General features: G+C 42.3%; 1 protein-coding gene. It reads right to left on the bottom strand.

Translation table 11 applies throughout. The features are described from left to right. Positions 1-18: 18 nt before the first annotated feature. Positions 19-286 (bottom strand): hypothetical protein (locus LOK78_RS16530; RefSeq protein WP_232635686.1); only part of this gene is annotated, 268 nt, incomplete at its 5' end.

The raw sequence follows: 286 nt of genomic DNA, 5'->3' as shown, positions 1-286 counted from the left end.
GAGGCAATCCAAACTTGCTTAGACGTTTCCAATCCATAAACATTGGAAACAAGTTTTTCTGAAAGAGATGCAAGGACCCATCCAAAGAGGCAAACATCTTTCTTCTGCCAAACAACATAGGGGATTTGATGAACCAGAGGCAAGATTTTTTGGAGGATAGGCTTCAGTACCATCAACGAAGCCAACTAAGTCGTGTCCTCGGAGGAGATTAAGGAATTGCATTTTCCATGCCAAATAATTGTGGGAGCCATCTAGCTTAACGGAAATAGTGGTGGTAAATGGTGGA

The organism is Mangrovimonas futianensis (assembly GCF_021245805.1).
GTDB classification, from domain to species: domain Bacteria; phylum Bacteroidota; class Bacteroidia; order Flavobacteriales; family Flavobacteriaceae; genus Mangrovimonas; species Mangrovimonas futianensis.
Note: the sequence above shows the minus strand (reverse complement) of the source record. Positions and strands in the feature narration are given on the sequence as shown.